Genomic DNA, 16,371 nt, shown 5'->3' with positions numbered 1-16,371 from the left:
TTTTCAATGTAACACCAATATGTTAGCTTATTTCTACCGAAGTTATTCGTTTAGCTTAAATTTTTTTAGATTCTGTAGCTCTTGGTATAGAATATTATTTTTAATTTCATATTTTAATCCCTCTTTTAATACATTTTCGGCATTAATCCACAATTCTTTTTTAATTTTTAAAATCTTTTTGTTATCATCAGAATTTATGTCTTCACTATTCATTTGGTTATCCAATTTCTTTCCCTCTTTTATGTATGTATTTGCTAATTCTATTCTAGCCTTTATATGTTCCGGTTTTAAGAAAAGAATTCTTTTATAATATTTAATTGATTCTAAAGGTAAATTGACAGTATTGTATGATTCAGCCAATTCATAGTATAAGTCAACATTTGCAGGGCCATTTTTGAGAGTTTGTGTCAAAAATTCAATACGTTTATTATAATCGCCTATTCGGTTGTATATCCCGGCCATTACGTAGGGAAATCCTGCATTTGAGGGCGCTAATTTTTGACCATAATTTAAAATTTTTAAAGCATTTTCGTGATTAGATATATTTTTATATGATTGACCTAGCTCTAACATAAAGGTGATGTAACTATCGGTACTTAAAAATCCTGCACCATGATATATGAGCTGATTGCCACAGAGTACTGCATCTTCAAATTGATGAGTTTTGTAAAAGAGTGTAAAAGCTTCGTATAGTGATCTAATTTTTTTACCATTAGAATATTGGTATACTTTATAAAATTCTGATGCGCTTAATTTAGAATCAAAACTTATATTCTCTTTGGCTTGTGTAAAAAGTGAGTCTGCTTTTGAATAATTTGGTTTGAAAATATTAATTAAATTATTAGTATCAATTAGATTTCTTTCTTCAATGAACATATTGAAGCCTTTTTTAAAAGAAGTGATTCTTTTGTCAGTTCGCGGGTCGTTGTAAGTATAAAATGTAGCTGGTAATGCGTTGTTTAGCTTGTTTAGGTATTGGTCAATAGTAAAACCCAATTTAGAAACGCTATAGCCTAAGTGTTGATCAGCAACTAGCTCCAAATTGTCTAAATCCGAACCTTGTGTAAATTCATGATTGTTGATATGATGACCAATTGCATGTAGTAATGAAAGATTATGAATGTTGAAATTCTCCCAAGCTGTAAGTGAATCTATTTGGTATGTTGGAATGACAATATATCTATTTTTTCTGTGGTATTCGAATGATATATATGAAAGTTTCTCTCAACACCAATTGTTTCAAGTAGAGAATCAATAGTTTTAATATTTTCTTTTCTCAAAGGACTTAAAATATGCTGTTCGGTTTCTGAAAAATTATGTCCAAAAGAACAGATCTTGGAACTTTGAGCATGACTTGTCAAGACATTAAAGACAATAGCAAAAGTTGGCAAGTAAAGAAATAGCTTCATTATATATTACTTAGAGTATCTCGTTAAGAAAAGAGAAAGAATATAGCTTAAATATTATTTCCTACCAAAATCAGCAGGAATTTCTCCCCAAGCTTTTGTTTCCCATTTTACGATAACAGTAGTGTATTGGTTTTTCTTTAACCAGTCTACAGCTCTGTCTATAAGGTCAAAAAGATTCTTGTTCTTAGCAGATACTGTTAGTTTTGTATTACATTTTTTTTTGCGCACCCAACTCATGGCAGTTCTAGAATCTGTATAGATGATACGATCACTATTACGCTCTTTCAAAAATGCTAGTCCGTGAACGAGAGCTAAAAACTCCCCAATATTATTGGTCCCTTGCGGAAAAGGACCTTGTTTAAATAATTTTTTACCCGTTTTAGTATCTACACCTTGGTATTCCATAACTCCGGGATTTCCACTAGAAGCCGCATCAACAGAAATAGAATGATAATTAGGTAGCCCTATTCGTGCCAATTCCTCTTTTGATAGTGAAGGTGCTGTTTTTTTCTTTCCTTTAAAATCGGCATAATTACCATTGTAGGCTTTTTTGGCGACGTCAAAAGATTCAAAAGATTTGTATTCTGCACCGGCATAGTTTGCAATAGATTTTTTGCATTCCTTCCAAGAATCGAAAATACCTGGCTTTTTACCTTTCCAGACGACATAGAATTTTCCTTTTTTAGCCATTACTGTTTCGATAAAATTTCGTCAATAACTTTAGGGAAATGCTCATATTCTAATTGGTGAACTTTAGATGCAATATCTTCTGCTGTATCGTTAATAGCGATTGGTGCTTTTGCTTGTTTAATGATTGCGCCTTCATCGTAATGAGCATTTACATAATGTATGGTAATGCCAGTTTCAGTTTCTTTTTGTTTTTTAACTGCATTATGAACGTTCATACCATACATGCCTTTGCCACCGTATTTAGGCAACAATGCAGGATGGATATTTATGATTTGCTTTGGAAAAGTATTCGTAATAGATTCTGGTATTTTCCATAAAAAGCCGGCCAATACTATAAGGTCAGGTTCTAAGGATTGCATCATATTTAAAATAAAGTCACTTTTAGAAAACGCTTGGCGGTTAAAGAACAAAGCGTTTATTTCAAGTCTATTACACCGTTCTATGACTTTGGCATCGCTTTTGTTAGTTAATACACAGCATATAGTAACATCTTTGCGGAGTTTAAAATAGTTGGCAATGTTTTCAACATTAGATCCAGAACCTGAGGCAAAAAGAATAATTTTTTTGGTTTTCAATACAAATGGTCTTTTAAGAGAGCGAACAATAAAATTAAAGTTCTGCAAATAAAGCAAATTTAAAGCTTGTCAGAATTTAGAAAAAAACGATTATCATTTACAGTTCTAATTACCTCACTACTTTTCAATACCTTTTATCAACGTTACCGAAACAAAATATTAATGAGGTAAAATTACAGCACATGTATTTAATTTTATTAAATTACCATACATTTTAACGACAATTAGTGTAATTAAACCAAAGTTTTTTATTTTTGCCTTCAATTTAAATTTTTAAAACAAATATTATTATGTCAGACATTGCATCAAGAGTTAAAGCTATCATCGTTGATAAATTAGGAGTTGATGAAAACGAAGTGGTAACCGAAGCTAGCTTTACTAACGATTTAGGCGCAGATTCATTAGACACGGTAGAGTTGATAATGGAGTTCGAAAAAGAATTTGATATCCAAATTCCAGACGATCAAGCTGAGAATATCGCAACTGTTGGTCAAGCGATCAGCTATATAGAAGAAGCGAAGTAAAGCATGTTTTCTTAAATAGAATTCAAATTATCCATGTGGTAAACACTCCGCATGGATAATTTTTTTTAATTTACGCTTGGTTTAGATTTAAACAAACAAAAGTTAAATGCAGTTAAAGCGAGTTGTAGTTACAGGTTTGGGGGCACTTACCCCAATTGGTAACAATATTGAAGAGTATTGGAATGCCTTGATTAACGGTAAAAGTGGATCGGCACCAATTACTTATTACGATACAGAAAAATTCAAAGTAAAGTTCGCGTGTGAGTTGAAGAACTACAAAACCGAAGATCACTTTGAAAGAAAAGAAGGGCGTAAGCTAGATAGATTTGCACAATATGCACTTGTATCTTCTGACGAAGCTATTCTTGATTCTAAATTAGATTTAGAAAAACTTGATAAATTTCGTGTTGGTGTTATTTGGGGAGCAGGAATCGGAGGATTGGAAACTTTCCAGAACGAAGTCATGAATTTTGCTAATGGTGATGGTACACCAAGATTCAATCCATTCTTTATACCAAAGATGATTGCAGATATCGCACCAGGAAACATTTCTATAAAACATGGTTTTATGGGACCTAACTATACAACTGTTTCAGCATGTGCCTCTTCGGCAAATGCAATGATAGATGCCTTGAACTATATACGTTTAGGTCATTGTGATGTCATCGTAACAGGTGGTAGCGAGGCGGCCGTAACTATTGCAGGCATGGGTGGTTTCGGAGCAATGCACGCATTATCAACAAGAAATGATAGTCCAGAAACGGCTTCAAGACCTTTTGATGCAACTAGAGATGGTTTCGTTTTAGGTGAAGGAGCAGGGGCATTAGTTCTTGAAGAATATGAGCATGCAGTTGCTAGAGGAGCAAAAATTTATGCAGAAGTAGCAGGTGGTGGTATGACAAGCGATGCTTACCATATGACTGCGCCACACCCAGATGGGATAGGGGTAGTTAGAGTAATGCAAAACTGTTTAAAAGATGCAGGTCTATCAATTGAAGATGTAGATGCTATTAATACACATGGTACTTCTACACCTTTAGGTGATGTTGCAGAGCTTAAGGCAATTACCAAAGTCTTTGGTGAACATGCAAAAGATATAAATATAAATTCTACCAAGTCTATGACCGGTCACCTATTAGGAGCAGCCGGAGCTATTGAAGCAATTGCATCGATTTTGGCAATGGAACATGGTATAGTGCCACCAACTATTAACCATACTACGGTAGATGAGAATATAGATCCTAGTTTAAACCTTACATTGAACAAAGCTCAAAAACGAGATGTAAAAGTTGCTATGAGTAACACATTTGGTTTTGGTGGGCACAATGCATGTGTGGTTTTTAAAAAAATTGATTAATTAGTTTTATGTCATTTCCCACAAACTTATTTAATTCCCATCCAAAAGAGGATGGGGATTTTTTTTTGGGAATAACCAAGATTTTAGGTTTTAAGCCAAAAACATTATCTTTTTATAAAAAGGCCTTTCTACACAGGTCAATGAATATAAAAGATGAAAAGGGTAATGCTATGAATTACGAACGGCTAGAATTCTTAGGTGACTCTATGCTAGGCACTATAATCTCTAAGCATCTTTACAGTGAAGTTCCAGAAGGTGACGAAGGTTACTTGACCAAAATGCGATCTAAAATTGTTAGTAGAGAGCATTTAAATGAACTAGGTAAAGATTTGGGTTTAATTAATTATGTAGAAAGTAGAATACCTAAATCGCACTTTGGTCAAAATATACATGGTAATGTATTTGAGGCATTAGTAGGTGCAATCTACCTTGACCGTGGTTATAAATATTGCGAAAAATTTATATACAAAAGAGTTGTAGAGCCCTATGTAGATATTGAACAACTAGAAGGTAGGGTCATTAGTTACAAAAGTTTAGTAATCGAATGGTGTCAGAAGAAAAAGAAATCTTTCGATTTTGACGTTTATGAAGATACTGGCAATGATCCATTAAAACATTTTGCCGTTAAACTTTCAATTGGCGGTAATGTTGTTGCAAAAGCTAGAGCAACTTCAAAGAAGAAAGCAGAAGAGAGAGCTTCAAAAAGAGCTTTTTTTGCTTTGCAGGACAAGATGGAAAATTAATCATTTAACAAAATGATAAAAAGCTAACATTTTATTAACTTTTAATGTGTTTTTATCAATTTATCTAACTAGGCTTTATAGCTTAGAAGTTCTATATTTACCGTTTTGTGGAAGTATGGCTACGACTTATAAAATAAATGATGATTTTTATGATGAATCTTTCAGCCTTATAGCTTTACACACTACCTTAGAAGATTTTGCTTTAGCCTACGGATTAAACCAAAGTGTTAAGTCAAAATTTGTAAGAGCAAAAAAGAATTTTATTCTTGCTGAAAATAAATCGTTTCCCATTTTTGAATGGGAAGATACGTATAATGATATGTATTGGGTGTTAATTGCCAATCATAGTAGTGAAAAAGAGCTCATTGTACGAGATGATTTATTTAAGAACGAAACAACATATAAGACACCTCGGCTCATACCTGAGTATAAGGATGTCGACTATCTATTAAAAATAGAAACTGAGAAGGATTTTGATATAAATTCCTTAATAAAGAACATATTAATGTTGCCTAGGGTTATGGCAGCTTATGAAATAAGTACAGACAAACTAAAATCAAAGAACAATCTAATTTTTTAAATATGCCAACTGTAAAAAAGACGAAAATTGTTGCCACCTTAGGGCCTGCAACTAGTAAAAAAGAGGTACTCAGGAGCATGATTGATGCGGGAGTAGATGTATTCAGAATAAATTTTTCTCATGCCGATTACGATGATGTTAAAGAGCGTGTAAAAATGATACGTGAGTTAAATGATGAAATGGATACTTATACATCTATTTTAGCAGATTTACAAGGACCTAAATTGCGTGTAGGCGTAATGGCTGGTGACGTTGTAGTTAGCCCGGGTGATGAAATAACATTTGTAACTGGTGAACCATTTGAAGGTTCTGCAGAACGTGTTTACATGAATTACAAAGAATTTCCTAGAGATGTAAAAGCTGGGGAACGCATTCTTTTAGATGATGGTAAACTTATGTTCGAAGTAGTAACAACCAATGGAGATGATGAGGTCTTAGCCAAGGTAATACAAGGTGGACCATTGAAATCTAAGAAGGGTGTTAACTTACCGAATACAAATATTTCTTTACCTGCACTTACAAAAAAGGATATTGAAGATGCCGAATTCGCTATTTCTTTAGAGGTAGATTGGATCGCACTTTCTTTTGTTCGTTTTAGTCAAGATTTAATTGACTTACAGAACATCATCAATAAGCACTCGGATCATAAAATTCCAATCATTGCTAAAATTGAAAAGCCAGAGGCTGTTGAAAATATCGATAAGATTGTTGCTTATTGTGATGGTTTAATGGTTGCTCGTGGCGATTTAGGTGTTGAAGTTCCTGCTCATGAAGTACCATTAATTCAAAAGCAATTGGTTTTAAAGGCTAAGAAAGCTAGAATACCGGTAATTATTGCTACCCAAATGATGGAGACAATGATTACTAGCCTTACACCAACAAGAGCAGAAGTAAATGATGTGGCAAACTCTGTTATGGATGGTGCTGATGCAGTAATGTTGTCTGGTGAAACTTCTGTTGGTAATTACCCAGTACAGGTTATTGAAAAAATGGCAAGTATTTTAGAGAGCGTTGAAGGTTCAGATTTAATACATGTACCTCATGATCCACCACATATTCGTACGAAAAGATTTATTACTAAATCTATTTGTTATCATGCAGCTACAATGGCCAATGATATTAAAGCGAAGGCAATTTCTACGTTAACGAATAGTGGGTATACCGCTTTTCAAATTTCTGCATGGAGACCTAGTGCGCATATTCTTGTGTTTACATCGAACAAAAGAATACTTACGCAGTTAAATTTATTATGGGGTGTAAAAGCTTTTTACTATGATAAATTTGTGTCTACAGATGATACTATCGATGATGTAAACCGTATAGCTTTCAATAAAGGATATTTGCAAGTAGGCGATATGATTATTAGTCTTGCTGCAATGCCTATTAAAGATAAAGGAATGGTAAATACATTAAGAGTAAGTGAAATAGAGTCAGGCGATATATAGTCAGATTTAGAATATATAATACAATAAAAAGGGTCGCTAATTAGCGACCCTTTTTTTATTCTTTAACCAGAAAAGTTAAGCAACTTCTTTTTCAAAGGCTATAAAATTAACGACATCACCATTGTTGTCAAAAATAGGTTCTCCTTGTATCCAACATTTATAAGTAGATCCATCTTTTCTATAGTTAACTACAGTGACCTCAAATGGTTTCTTTTCTTTTACAGCATCAGATACGACCTTTAATGTAGACTTAGAGGTCAAATTACCCTGAAACATTTTAGGACTTTTACCTATTATTTCTTCAGGATGGTATTGACTCATATTCCACATGTTTTTGGTAGCAAAAACAATGTTTAATTTGGCGTCAGTTACGACTATAATATTCTTATCTGCTTTTAATTTAGTATCGATAATTTCAGTATCGATATTCCAAGAATTGGTAGTAACCAAACTTAATAAAGCAACAGCATCTTCTTCGGTTTGTTTTATTTCTTCATAATTAGTAGCATAAAAATCCCAAGAGAGAACTGGTAACATAGTAAAGTCTAGGCTTTTTCTAAACTTGATTACGGCATTATCGTAATCTTTTAAATCTATCATACTGCGTAGTTTAGAGAGGTAATTAAAATTTCTTTTTCATTGGAATTTGCTATAAAGCTAAAAAATTACTTTTTACAGTTATAATTTTTAGAGAGGATTATTATAATTGTTTAAGTGTTCGATGGTTATACTTTAAAAAGTGATTAAAAAAGTTCAACACAAAAGAGGTGATTTTTACAGAAGAATAGTCAAAACAATAAAAAAACCCTAATAGAAATTACTTCTATTAGGGTTTTAAAAATGAATTTTACTTAGTTATAGCACTACTAGTTCCAACCGCCACCCAAGGCTTGATATACATTTACTCTAGCCATTAATTGGTCTTTTTTTGTTTCGACCAATTCCATTTTAGATTCAAGAGCTTCACGTTGTGTTAGCAATACTTCAATGTATTCAATTCTTGCTGACTGAAATAATCGTGTAGACAAATCAATAGATTCTGTTAATGCCTTTACTTGGTTTTCCTTTAAAGCATAACTCTGCTTTAGATTTTCCATTTTAGACAACTGGTTTACAACTTCAATGTATCCACTTAAAATTGCTTTTTCATATTCATATACCGCTTGAATTTGCTTGGAGTTTGCGGTATTATAATCCGCTTTAATAGCGTTTTTATTAATTAACGGGCCAACAATATCACCAACTGCACTATATATTAAAGATTCTGGAGTCTCGGTTAAGTACTTAGGTTTAAATGCTTGTAGTCCTATCCCAGCTTTCAGCCCAATTGAAGGATAAAAGTTAGCTCTTGCTACTTTTATATTTAGCTTAGCGGCTTCTAACTCATATTCAGCTTGTTTAATATCTGGTCTGTTCAAAAGAAGTTGAAATGGCAATCCTGCATAAATAGTATCCATCTGGGTTTCAATAAATCCTTCAGAATTACGGGCGATCGGCTGAGGTTGACGTCCGATTAAGAAATTTAACCTATTTTCCATTTCAACAATTTCTTGCTGTACTTCAAATTTATGGCTTTGATTTTTTAAAACTTCAGCTTCAAATCTTCTAACGGCAAGCTCGGTCGCTCTTGCAGCTTCTTTTTGTAGTCGCACCATTCTAAGCGCATTACCTTGAAGTTCAAGATTTTGCTCTATAAACGCCAATTGATTGTCTAATGCAATGAGTTCATAATAAGAATCAGCAATTTCAGCAATTAATCTAGTGACCATAAAGTTTTTACCTTCAATGGTAGATAGATATTCTAAAGCAGCTGCTTTTTTAGAGTTGCGCAGTTTCTTCCAAACATCTAACTCCCAAGTAGCAAAAAGTCCGGCAGAGTAATCTGTTAACGGCTCAGGAAACTCCTCACCATCCTTAATATCAAGATTCTTTTCTACTGCACCATTACGGGTATATTCACCTACTTTTTCAACTTCTGCACCAGCACCATAAGTTATGAAAGGAAGATATTCTCCCTTTCTAGCCTTAATCTCATTTTGAGCAACATCAATTTGTTGTATCATAATGCGTAGTTCTTGGTTGTTGGTCAATGCTGTATCAATCAATTTGGTCAGATTTTCATCTTTAAAGAAATCCTTCCATTTTAATTGGGCACTATTTGTTGAATCTGTTGCTTGATCAACATACTTAGATGGCATATTTGTATTTGCCTCTTTCAAGTCTTTTGTAGGTACGCACGAATAGAAAAAACATACGTTAATAAGAACCACCAAAAGTAGTTTTCCATTCTTAATGGTTTTTTTATTTTTGATCATCTTCTTCTTTTTTGGTTAGTTTTTTAATCATTTGCTTTAATTCACGAAGTTTTTGGCGTGTTTTACTTTCGCCTTCGCTTATTCGTACAAATTCTTCAGAAATAGGTTCGGAAGATTCCCCTTTTATGAGTCCGCGACCGTCAGCCATTATTGCAAAAATGTAATAAAGTCCTGGTATAATAAGCACCCCGATTAAAGTACCCATTAACATACCGCCCATAGCAGATGCACCAATAGTTTTGTTTGCGATTGCTCCGGCACCATGGGCTAGAACCAAAGGAATAAGGCCTGCGATAAAGGCAAATGACGTCATTAAAATAGGTCTAAATCTCACTTTAGCACCCTCGATAGCAGATTCTAAAATAGTGCTGCCTTGTCGTCGTTTTTGAACGGCGAATTCTACAATAAGCACCCCGTTTTTACCTAAGAGCCCGACCAGCATTATTAGTCCAATTTGAGCATACACATCATTTGCTAATCCCATTGTTTTTAGCATAAAGAAAGAACCAAGAATACCTATTGGTAAGGATAGCAGAATAGCAAACGGCAGTAAAAAACTTTCATACTGCGCAGCAAGTACGAAATACACAAATATTAATACGATTAGAAATATGTAAATAGATTCATTACCTCTTTGCGCTTCATCATACGATAAACCTTCCCAAGCAACGTCAAAACCTCTAGGTAGTGTTTGCTCCGCTACCTCATTAATTGCGGCAATTGCATCGCCACTGGTAAACCCTTCAGCGGGTAAACCTCTAATTGAAGCAGAATTATAAAGATTGTACCTGGTAATTTCATTAGGTCCCAATTTCTTTTCCATAGACATGAAAGCAGAATATGGCACCATTTCACCCTCTTCATTTTTTACGAACAGTTTTTCTAAATCTGAAGGCAATGCTCTGTACTCTGGAGCAGCTTGGGTATATACTTTAAAGAATCTACCAAAACGAATGAAACCTTGTTCGTATGTACTACCTATTAAAATGTTCAGGTTTTCCATTGCTTTACTGATGGAAACACCTTTTTGCATGGCAATTTTATTGTTTATTTTTAATTCGTACTGCGGATAGTTGGCAGAGTAGAAGGTAAATAAACCGGTAAGTTCATCACGTTTAGATAGCGCCTCCATAAAATCATTATTGATTTTTTCAAATTCGTGATAGTCGGTACCATCTGTCTTATCTAATAGTCGCATTGAGAATCCGCCAGAAGAACCAAAACCAGGTACAGCAGGAGGTTCAAAATATTCAATAACGGCACCCAGGTCTTTTGTTTCTTCCTCTAACTCTTCCATTATTTCATGAACCGAGTGATGGCGATCTCCCCAAGATTTAAGGTTGATCAATACCGTACCAGCGTTAGACCCACGACCTTCGGTCATAATTTCATAACCAGCTAAAGACGAAACAGATTCAACACCTTCAGTTTCTTCACAAATTTTCTGTAGTTTTCTAGCAACGTCATTTGTACGCTCTAAAGTTGATCCCGGCGGAGTCTGTATAATTGCGTAGATCATACCTTGATCTTCGTTAGGTATAAAGCCGGCAGGCAATGTTTTATTGGTAAAGAAAATACCAACACAGAAAGCACCTAAAATACCAAAAGTCAGTACTCTTCTAGCAACAATCTTATTTAAGATTTTAGTGTACCTGCCAGTAAGTTTTTCAAAACCTCTGTTAAACCAATCAATAAATTTATCTATAGGAGATTTTTTACGCTCTTTGCCGTGATTATTTTTTAGAATCATGGCACATAAAACCGGAGTTAATGTAAGTGCGACAATAGCGGATAAAACGATAGATCCAGCCATAGTAATTGAAAATTGGCGATAGAATACACCAACGGGTCCAGACATGAAGGCAATTGGAATAAATACTGAAACCATTACAAGAGTAATTGCGATAATAGCACCACCAATTTCGTTTACCACAAGTTTTACAGCTTCATACGGTCCTAAATGTGTTTCTTCCATTTTAGCATGTACGGCTTCAACCACAACGATGGCATCATCGACCACAATACCAATGGCGAGCACCAGAGCGAACAACGTAATTAGGTTAATGGATAGCCCAAACATTTGCATAATAAAAAATGCACCAATCAAGGATACTGGTACCGCAATAATTGGAATAAGAGTAGAACGCCAATCGCCTAAAAATAGAAATACAACAATGGCAACCAAAATAAAGGCATCTCTTAAGGTATGTAATACCTGTTCTATTGATGCATTCAAGAAATTAGAAACATCATAACTAATTTTATAATCTAAACCAGTAGGCAAGTCTTTTTTGAGTTCAGCCAATTTTGTTTTAACTTCTTCAATTACATCACTAGCGTTACTGCCAAAAGTCTGTTTTAATACAATAGAGGCAGATGGTTTACCGTCTAAGTTAGAATAGATATCAAAAAATTCACTACCTAATTCTACATCTGCTACATCGCCTAATTTTAGAATTTCACCTTCTGCAGTGGCTTTAAGAATAATGTCCTTGTACTGTTGTGGTTCATCAAACCTATCTTGGTACATGAGTACATATTCTAAAGATTGTGATGTTTTACCAGAACTTTGACCTATTCTACCAGGGCGAGCTAAAATACTTTGCTCTTCCATAGCTTCTAGAATCTCTTCTGCAGAAACGTTATAAGCACGCATACGGTCTGGTTTTAACCAAACACGCATGGCGTATTTACGACTACCTAAAATTTGAGCACTTGCGATACCATCTATTCGCTGAATTTCAGGAATCATTTTGGTGTATGCGTAGTTGTATAAAAACAATTCATGATCATCAGAATTGTCACTGTACAGGTTTACATACATTAACATACTTGGTTGAACCGGAGTGATAATTACACCTTCTCGTTGTACCAATTCAGGTAACAAAGGCATCACTTGATCTACTCTAGTTTTTACCCTTACCACAGCTTGATCTGGATCTGTGCCAGGTTCAAAAATGATACGTATAGTACCTTCACCCGCACTAGTAGCATCAGATGCTATGTAACGCATATCTTGAACACCATTGATCGCGGTCTCTAGAGGAATTAGGGTCGATTTCACTAAAACGTCTGCACTAGAACCAGGGTAGGCTATAAAGATATTCACCGTAGTAGGCGAAATATCTGGGAACTGTGAAATGGGCAATTGCTTTATGGAAAGCAATCCCACAAAAACGATTATTACCGATATGACAATAGCCAATACCGGTCTTTTTATAAACTTACTGAACATGTCTTTTGTATTTGTTTGGTTATTCCGCGTACACGGCTAATTTTGAAATCACTTCATTTGGTTCAGCAAATTCAGTTTCAATTTTTTCATTGTTTTTTACCATACGAATACCATCTACAAGTATTTTGTCGCTTAGTTTTAAACCTTTGCCAATTACAAAAAGGTGAGGAAGTTCTGCAGCGACAGAAATCTCTGTTTGGTGTACTACATTGTCTTGGTCTAAAACAAAAACAAATCGTTTGTCCAAAATTTCAAAAGTTGCTTTTTGAGGAATAATCAGTGCATCTTTAAAAGGTATGGTCATGAGAATACTACCAGTTTCACCATGTCTAAGAATTCTATCAGGATTTTGGAATGTTGCTCTAAAAGCAATGTTACCAGTTTCATTATCAAATTCTCCTTCAATAGTTTCAACAATACCTTTTTGATTAAATTTTTTATTGTTAGCCATTAAAAGTTGCACTTCCTTTTTGGTGTCCCTGTCCGTGCTTATGATATAATCTAAATACTCGGCTTCTGGAACATTGAAATACACCCACATTTTAGAATTGTCCGATAATGTAGTTAGTAGTTCACCTTCATCTAAAAGGCTACCTTCTCGCGCATGCAAGTGATCCATAATACCATCAAAAGGTGCGCGTATATTTGTAAAGCCTAAATGGGTTTGTGCCAATAAAACTTCGGCATTTGCTTTGTCAAAATTAGCTTCTGCCATAGCAAGTTCATTTTTAGAAACGACATTGCCATCAGTTAAGAGTTGGGTATTTTGTAATTCTATTTCAGCAACCTTGGCTTCTGCTTTCGCTTTTTGTAAATCTGCTTCATAGATATTGGGCATAATATTGAACATTTTTTGCCCTTTTTTAACCAGTTGCCCTTCGTCTACGTGAATTTCCTTCAAATACCCTTTCTCAAGGGCTCTAAGCTCAATATGTTTAAATGAATTAATATTACATACATAATCTTTAGTGATCGATGTATCTTTTTTAATAGGACTTGTAATAAGAAATTTAGTATGCTCTTCTTTTTTTTCTTTTTTTGAATTGCAACTCGCCGCAATAAATAAAGTGCATGCGGTAGCGATCAGGAGTACGCTCTTGGTCATAAAATTGAATATTTAATTGATTGGAAAATGAAATATAAAAATGCGGAGACACTCAATTTAAAAGACAAGTAGATTAATGAATCTAAACTGGCTGTTGTCTTAAAAATGATGTCAGGTCAGAATAAAATCTTGACCGAAAGAAATTTTAAATACGGAATACCTGATATAGGACAAAGCGCCTATCTGCTGTGGGTAGAAAAGTAAATAGCCTTTGAAGTGAATTGCTATTTGTAAAATAACTAAATAAGAATAGTACTGATAAAAGGTAAAAAGAAATTGAAGCATGGTGGTGTTCACCAGCTTTTTTAAAGAAAGCATGTTCACTCTCTTCTTCCTCAATTTCTACCGCTTCAATTTCAAAAACCTTGTCTAAATTACCGAAAGTGCCTTTAAGAACCGCATTATGATCAACTACCGTTTCTAGGTTGTTATCTAATGAATTGGTTAATTGTTGAATGGCATGAAAAGAAGTACCCCCTATATTGTTATTAGCAAATAGAGGACTGTATATACCAGATAGTAGTATACAGGTAGAAAGAAGAAATTTTAAAAAACCTTTTTTCATTTAAGAGAGCAAAACTATTCTAGCCAATAATGCTGCACAACTAATTGCCGTTAATTTTTGTTAACATTTGAGATTATTGGTTTAAAGAGAGAAAATGAGCTAAGATTATTTAGAAATCGAATTTTAATTGTACTAAAATTGATTTATCGTCAATTTTTTTAGCCGTCTTGTCTTCTGTATTTAAATTAGACAAGGAGATTCCTAGAAGTCTAACTGAGTTTTGTAACTCTTCTTGATATAAAAGATTTTTTGCGGTTTCTAATATTAAATCTTTATCTGAGATAAAATAAGGCATAGTTTTACTTCTAGTATTCAAGGTAAAATCACTGTATTTTATTTTTAACGTAATTGTTTTACCGGCTACCTTAGATTTGGTAAGTCTTCTTTCAAGCTCTTGAGCAATATGTTCTAGACGTTCTAGCATAAAAACCTCGCTACTTAGGTTTTCGTTAAAGGTTCTTTCTGCACCAACAGATTTAGGTATTCGGTGAGGTTTAACTTCGCTATTATGTATACCACGTACCACATGATAATAATAAGGACCACTCTTGCCAAAGTTTTCTGCTAAAAATTCTATTGATTTGTTTTTTAAATCGTTTCCGGTAAAAATGCCAAGCTTGTACATTTTTTCGGCAGTAACTTTACCAACACCGTAGAATTTTCTAATATCTAATTCTTCTAAAAAAGGGATGACCTCTTCTGGGTTCACTGTTTTTTGTCCGTTTGGCTTATTGATATCACTTGCAATTTTGGCAATAAATTTATTGATAGAAATACCTGCAGATGCGTTCAACCCTGTTTTTTCTAAAATACGTTGTCGAATTTCAGTGGCGAGCATAGTAGCCGATGGGTTTCCTTTTTTGTTAATAGTAACATCGAGATATGCCTCATCAAGAGAAAGGGGTTCAACCAGATCGGTATATTCGAAAAATATAGAACGTATAATTTTCGAGATTTCTTTATAGCGCTCAAATCTGGGTTTTACAAAGGTTAACTGCGGACAGTTTTTTTTAGCCATAAACCCGCTCATTGCACTACGTACACCATATTTACGGGCTTCATAATTGGCTGCAGAAACAACACCTCTCTTTTCACTACCACCTACTGCCAAAGGTTTTCCCTTTAAATCAGGATTATCCAGTTCTTCTACAGATGCATAAAACGCATCCATATCAACATGAATAATTTTTCGAAGTGGCATTTCATTGGGCATAAGCAAATTTAAGACTTATCTTAGTTTTTGGATAATAGTTTTAACCATTCATATGATAGAAATAGAGCGTAAATTTTTGGTGAAATCTGATGATTATAAATCTGAAGCAACATCTAAAACACGTATTGTTCAAGGTTTTTTAAATACCGACCCTAATAGAACGGTAAGAGTTAGAATTAAGGGTGATGCAGGATTTATTACTGTAAAAGGGAAATCTAACGCCTCGGGTACTTCTAGGTTTGAATGGGAAAAAGAAATTACTGTAGAAGAAGCTGATGCACTTTTGAAATTATGCGAAAAAGGTATTCTAGATAAGTATAGATATGAAATTTCCGTTGGAAACCATGTTTATGAAGTTGATGAATTCTTTGTAGATAATGAAGGATTAACTATCGCCGAAATAGAATTGAACGATGAAAATGAATCATTTCAGAAGCCAGCTTGGTTGGGTATTGAAGTTACAGGTGAGGTAAAGTATTACAATTCACAGCTAAGTAAACACCCATTTAAAAAGTGGTAAGTTTATATTAAAATTTTGACATAAGTTTTAAAAATATAAAAGGGTAGGTAAATAAATACCGACCCTTTTATAATAAATGCTAATTTTCAAAGCAA

15 protein-coding genes are annotated in these 16,371 nt (G+C 34.1%); 6 read left to right on the top strand and 9 right to left on the bottom strand.

Annotated features, from left to right (window positions below; translation table 11 throughout):
* Positions 1-42 precede the first annotated feature (42 nt).
* The 3 genes from Q0871_RS17225 to Q0871_RS17215 all read right to left on the bottom strand — a co-directional run bounded on the left by Q0871_RS17225 (position 43) and on the right by Q0871_RS17215 (position 2,674).
* Positions 43-876: a hypothetical protein gene (locus tag Q0871_RS17225; protein WP_299325905.1), complete on the bottom strand. Its 834-nt coding sequence runs from the start codon at positions 874-876 to the stop codon at positions 43-45.
* A 587-nt stretch (positions 877-1,463) separates the two neighbouring features.
* Positions 1,464-2,099, bottom strand: a complete 636-nt coding sequence (locus Q0871_RS17220; protein ID WP_299325904.1) for a ribonuclease H family protein — start codon at positions 2,097-2,099, stop codon at positions 1,464-1,466.
* Positions 2,099-2,674: a phosphoribosylglycinamide formyltransferase gene (locus tag Q0871_RS17215; protein WP_299325903.1), complete on the bottom strand. Its 576-nt coding sequence runs from the start codon at positions 2,672-2,674 to the stop codon at positions 2,099-2,101. Before Q0871_RS17215 ends, Q0871_RS17220 begins: the two co-directional genes overlap by 1 nt.
* A 290-nt stretch (positions 2,675-2,964) precedes the next feature.
* Between Q0871_RS17215 and Q0871_RS17210 the strand changes: the two genes are divergently transcribed.
* From Q0871_RS17210 to pyk, 5 genes are all read left to right on the top strand, one after another.
* Entirely contained in the window at positions 2,965-3,198 is a 234-nt protein-coding gene (locus Q0871_RS17210; protein WP_008269813.1) for an acyl carrier protein, read from the top strand.
* Positions 3,199-3,304: 106 nt separating this feature from the next.
* Positions 3,305-4,555 (top strand): beta-ketoacyl-ACP synthase II, encoded by a 1,251-nt coding sequence (fabF, locus tag Q0871_RS17205; RefSeq protein ID WP_299325902.1) that lies wholly within the window; start codon positions 3,305-3,307, stop codon positions 4,553-4,555.
* An 8-nt stretch (positions 4,556-4,563) separates the two neighbouring features.
* A complete protein-coding gene (rnc, locus tag Q0871_RS17200; protein WP_299325901.1) occupies positions 4,564-5,298 on the top strand; it encodes a ribonuclease III in 735 nt (244 codons plus the stop codon).
* A gap of 115 nt (positions 5,299-5,413) precedes the next feature.
* Positions 5,414-5,878 (top strand): IPExxxVDY family protein, encoded by a 465-nt coding sequence (locus Q0871_RS17195; RefSeq protein ID WP_299325900.1) that lies wholly within the window; start codon positions 5,414-5,416, stop codon positions 5,876-5,878.
* 2 nt (positions 5,879-5,880) lie between these two features.
* Positions 5,881-7,323 carry a pyruvate kinase gene (pyk, locus tag Q0871_RS17190; RefSeq protein WP_299325899.1) on the top strand — a complete coding sequence of 481 codons (1,443 nt, stop codon included), beginning with the start codon at positions 5,881-5,883 and terminating at the stop codon, positions 7,321-7,323.
* A 75-nt stretch (positions 7,324-7,398) separates the two neighbouring features.
* Here pyk and Q0871_RS17185 read toward each other — a convergent pair whose 3' ends face one another.
* The 6 genes from Q0871_RS17185 to dinB all read right to left on the bottom strand — a co-directional run bounded on the left by Q0871_RS17185 (position 7,399) and on the right by dinB (position 15,756).
* Positions 7,399-7,923 (bottom strand): PAS domain-containing protein, encoded by a 525-nt coding sequence (locus Q0871_RS17185; protein WP_299325898.1) that lies wholly within the window; start codon positions 7,921-7,923, stop codon positions 7,399-7,401.
* 266 nt (positions 7,924-8,189) lie between these two features.
* Entirely contained in the window at positions 8,190-9,638 is a 1,449-nt protein-coding gene (locus Q0871_RS17180) for a TolC family protein (RefSeq protein ID WP_299325897.1), read from the bottom strand.
* Positions 9,625-12,873 (bottom strand): efflux RND transporter permease subunit, encoded by a 3,249-nt coding sequence (locus Q0871_RS17175; RefSeq protein WP_299325896.1) that lies wholly within the window; start codon positions 12,871-12,873, stop codon positions 9,625-9,627. The genes Q0871_RS17180 and Q0871_RS17175 overlap by 14 nt, the downstream gene beginning before the upstream one ends.
* 19 nt (positions 12,874-12,892) lie before the next feature.
* Positions 12,893-13,978, bottom strand: a complete 1,086-nt coding sequence (locus Q0871_RS17170; RefSeq protein WP_299325895.1) for an efflux RND transporter periplasmic adaptor subunit — start codon at positions 13,976-13,978, stop codon at positions 12,893-12,895.
* A 145-nt stretch (positions 13,979-14,123) separates the two neighbouring features.
* On the bottom strand, positions 14,124-14,543 hold the full coding sequence (locus tag Q0871_RS17165; protein ID WP_299325893.1) for a hypothetical protein: 420 nt from the start codon (positions 14,541-14,543) through the stop codon (positions 14,124-14,126).
* Positions 14,544-14,652: 109 nt separating this feature from the next.
* Positions 14,653-15,756, bottom strand: a complete 1,104-nt coding sequence (gene dinB, locus Q0871_RS17160; RefSeq protein ID WP_299325891.1) for a DNA polymerase IV — start codon at positions 15,754-15,756, stop codon at positions 14,653-14,655.
* Between the two features lie 52 nt (positions 15,757-15,808).
* On the opposite strand from dinB, the gene Q0871_RS17155 reads away from it, so the two are divergent.
* Complete coding sequence (locus tag Q0871_RS17155) at positions 15,809-16,276, top strand: CYTH domain-containing protein (RefSeq protein WP_299325890.1); 468 nt, start codon at positions 15,809-15,811, stop codon at positions 16,274-16,276.
* The last annotated feature ends 95 nt before the right edge of the window (positions 16,277-16,371 follow it).

Source organism: uncultured Maribacter sp., assembly GCF_947500985.1.
Lineage (GTDB): Bacteria > Bacteroidota > Bacteroidia > Flavobacteriales > Flavobacteriaceae > Maribacter.
Note: the sequence above shows the minus strand (reverse complement) of the source record. Positions and strands in the feature narration are given on the sequence as shown.